General features: G+C 72.5%; 3 protein-coding genes. 1 reads left to right on the forward strand and 2 read right to left on the reverse strand.

The features are described from left to right. The first annotated feature begins 91 nt into the window (after positions 1–91). Positions 92–2,215, forward strand: coding sequence for a molybdopterin oxidoreductase family protein (locus tag CCN51_RS38435; RefSeq protein ID WP_014179922.1), 2,124 nt, complete (start codon positions 92–94; stop codon positions 2,213–2,215). 21 nt (positions 2,216–2,236) lie between these two features. Here CCN51_RS38435 and CCN51_RS38440 read toward each other — a convergent pair whose 3' ends face one another. Together CCN51_RS38440 and add are read right to left on the reverse strand one after the other, a co-directional pair. Further along, positions 2,237–2,671 carry a VOC family protein gene (locus CCN51_RS38440; protein ID WP_055414304.1) on the reverse strand — a complete coding sequence of 145 codons (435 nt, stop codon included), beginning with the start codon at positions 2,669–2,671 and terminating at the stop codon, positions 2,237–2,239. Between the two features lie 248 nt (positions 2,672–2,919). Further along, the coding region (gene add / locus CCN51_RS38445; protein WP_086860641.1) for an adenosine deaminase at positions 2,920–3,648 on the reverse strand (729 nt) is incomplete at its 5' end.

Consider the following 3,648-nt stretch of genomic DNA (forward strand, 5'->3'; position numbering starts at 1 on the left):
CGGCCGTGTTACGTGCCGCGCCCGCTCGCGTTACGCATCGGGCAACCGGACCTCAGCGCGGCACGTAACACGGCCGTAGCACGCTGACCGCATGCCGCACGTGACCGGCGCCATGACGCCCGACCCCGCCGTCAACACCCACTGCCCGTACTGCTCGCTGCAGTGCGGCATGGCGCTGCGCCCCGCGCCGGGCGAGGGCAGGGCGGAGGTCGTGGAGGTGGTGGAGCGAACCGCGTTCCCCGTGAACCGCGGCGCGCTGTGCGGCAAGGGCCGCACCGCGCCCGCCGTGCTCTCCTCCCAGGTGCGCCTGACCGAGCCGCTGGTCCGCCGCCCTGACACCGGCCGGCTCGAACCGGCCACCTGGGAGGAGGCCCTGGACCGGGTCGCGGAGGCGCTGACGGGCACGGCACAGGCGCATGGGCAGGACGCGGTGGGGGTCTTCGGCGGGGGCGGGCTGACGAACGAGAAGGCGTACGCGCTGGGGAAGTTCGCCCGGGTCGTGCTCGGCACCTCGCAGATCGACTACAACGGCCGCTTCTGCATGTCCTCGGCCGCCGCCGCGCACAACAAGGCCTTCGGCCTCGACCGCGGACTGCCGTTCCCGCTCGCGGACGTGGCCCGCACCGGGTGCGTGATCCTCGTCGGCTCGAACCTGGCCGAAACCATGCCGCCCGCCCTGCGCTACCTCACCGAGCTGAAGGAATCCGGCGGCAAGCTGATCGTCATCGACCCGCGCCGGACGCGGACCGCCGAACAGGCGGATCTGCACCTGGCCCCGCGCCCCGGAACGGACCTGGCGCTCGCGCTGGGACTGCTGCACCTGGTGGTCGCGGAGGGTCGGGTGGACGAGGAGTTCATCGCGCGGCGTACGAACGGCTGGCCCGAGGCGCGGGCCGCGGCGATGGCGCACTGGCCGGAAATGGTCGAGCGGATCACGGGCGTACCGGTCCCCGAACTCCGCGAAGCGATGCGGATGTTCTGCGACGCGGAGACCTCCATGGTGCTCACGGCGCGCGGGCCCGAACAGCAGTCGAAGGGCACGGACACCGTCGGCGCCTGGATCAACCTGTGCCTGGCCACCGGCCGCGCCGGCCGCCCGCTGTCCGGCTACGGCTGCCTCACCGGCCAGGGCAACGGCCAGGGCGGCCGCGAACACGGCCAGAAGGCCGACCAGCTGCCCGGCTACCGCAAGCTCGACGACCCGGCCGCCCGCGCCCATGTGGCGGGCGTATGGGGCGTCGACCCCGACACGCTGCCGGGGCCGGGGCGCAGCGCGTACGAACTGCTGGACGCGCTCGGCGGCGACGTACGCGCCCTGCTGCTCATGGGCTCCAACCCGGTGGTCTCCGCGCCCCGCGCGGCCCATATAGAGGCGCGGTTGCGGTCGCTGGACTTCATGGCGGTCGCGGACGTCGTCCTCTCGGAAACCGCCGCGCTCGCGGACGTCGTCCTTCCGGTGACCCAATGGGCGGAGGAGACGGGCACGACGACCAACCTGGAAGGCCGCGTCATCCTGCGCCGCACCGCCGTCACCCCGCCGCCCGGCGTCCGCTCGGACCTGGAGGTGCTTCACGGGTTGGCCGCCCGGCTGGGCTGGGAGAAGGGCTTCCCGACGGACCCGGAGGAGGTCTTCGACGAACTGCGGCGTGCGTCGGCGGGCGGGGCGGCGGACTACTCGGGCATCACCTACCGCCGGATCACGGAGGAGGACGGGGTCTTCTGGCCCTGCCCGGAGGAGCCCCACCCCGGTACGCCGCGCCTCTTCCTCGACCGCTTCGCGACCGACGACGGCCGGGCCCGCTTCGTACCGGTGTCCCACCGCCCGGCGGCGGAGGAGCCCGACGCGGAGTATCCGCTGTTCCTCACCACCGGCCGGGTGCTCTCCCAGTACCAGTCGGGCGCGCAGACGCGCCGCGTCGAGGAGCTGAACCGGGCCGCCCCCGGCCCCTTCGTCCAGCTGCACCCCCAGCTCGCCGAGCGCCTGGGCGCCGCCGAGGGCGACCCCCTCGCGGTGGTCTCCCGCCGCGGGCGGGCCGTCGCCCCGGCCCGTATCAGCCGGGACATCCGGCCGGACACGGTGTTCATGCCCTTCCACTGGGCGGGCGAGGGGCGGGCCAACGCGCTCACGAATCCGGCGCTGGATCCGGTCTCCCGGATGCCGGAGTTCAAGGTGTGCGCGGTACGGGTGGAACGGATGGAACGGGCCCCGGGTTAGCCCCCCACCTCGCGCGTCGTACTACGGCGTGACGTTCGCGTGGGCATCAGTACCGACGCCTGTTCGGTCGGGTGGCATGATCGCGACGAGTTCGACTTCGAAGCCATCGTCGTTCTCCAGGTAGGCGGCATAGTGCTGTCTGCCGCCGGCGTAGGGGTGCTGGTCGGGGAACAGCAGGTGCCAGCCGTGGTGAGCGGCGTCGGCAGTCAGCTTGTCGACCGCGGCGGCGTCTTCGACGTGGAAGGCCAGGTGGTTCAGTCCTGGACGGCAGCGGTCGTGCTGGTGGGCGGTAAGCGCCGGGGACTGCTCGATGACCAGGTAGGTCGGCCCGAGTCGCCAGCTGCGGCCGCTGTCCCAGTTCTGGAAGGCCACGTATCCCAGTGCCTCGAGCAGCCAGCCGAGCGAGGCGAGCGCGCGGTGGATGTCCGGCACCCACAGCTCGACGTGGTGCAGCATGCCGTGCGCCGGCCGGCCCGTCCGGCGGGCACTCTCCCGGACGATCTCATCGATGGGCGAGCCCTCGGGCGTGATGCCATCGTCGTTGACTGCGCTGAGCACGGGCGTGCCGCCTTCCCGACCCACGCTGCAACGCGGGCCTGCTCGTTGACCATTACGGGGCCAGTAACTTTGCGGTGAGTATCGGACAGCGACACGCCGTGGTGTCGGCGTGTCGCTGTCCGATACTCACCGCAAAGTCAGGCGCCTCACCCCTCGTACGCGTCGACTTCCTTCAGGTACGCCGCCCGCGCCCCCTCGTCCAGGAAGGACGCGCGGAAGGAGTTCCGCGCGAGGGCCCGCAGCGTGGCGCCGTCCAGGCGCAGAGCATCCCGTACCGCGTCGAAGTTGTCCCCCGCGTAGCCCCCGAAGTACGCCGGGTCGTCGGAGTTCACCGTCACCAGCAGCCCCGCGTCCAGCATGGCCCGCAGCGGGTGGTCCTCTAGCCGGTCGATGACGCGCAGCCGGACGTTGGACAGCGGGCATACGGTCAGCGGGACCTGGTCCGCGACCAGCCTGGCGACCAGGGCCTCGTCCTCCAGGGAGCGCACGCCGTGGTCGACGCGGTCGACGCCGAGGATGTCCAGCGCCTCCCATACGTACGCGGGCGGCCCCTCCTCCCCCGCGTGCGCCACGCACTTGAGCCCCGCCTCCCGCGCCCGTGCGTACACCTCGCGGAACTTCGACGGCGGGTTGCCGACCTCCGCCGAGTCGAGGCCGACGGCCGTGAGGCGGTCCAGGTAGGGGCGGGCCGACTCGAAGATCTCCAGGGCGGACTCGGCGCTCTCGTCGCGCAGGAAGCACATGATCAGGCGGGTGGTGATGCCGTACGTCTGCTCCGCCGCGTCCAGCGCGCGCGTCAGGCCGTCGATGACCGTGCCGATGGCGACACCGCGCGCGGTGTCGCCATCGGCACGGTCATCGACGGCCTGACGCGC

The organism is Streptomyces milbemycinicus, from assembly GCF_002154605.1.
Classification (GTDB): domain Bacteria; phylum Actinomycetota; class Actinomycetes; order Streptomycetales; family Streptomycetaceae; genus Streptomyces; species Streptomyces milbemycinicus.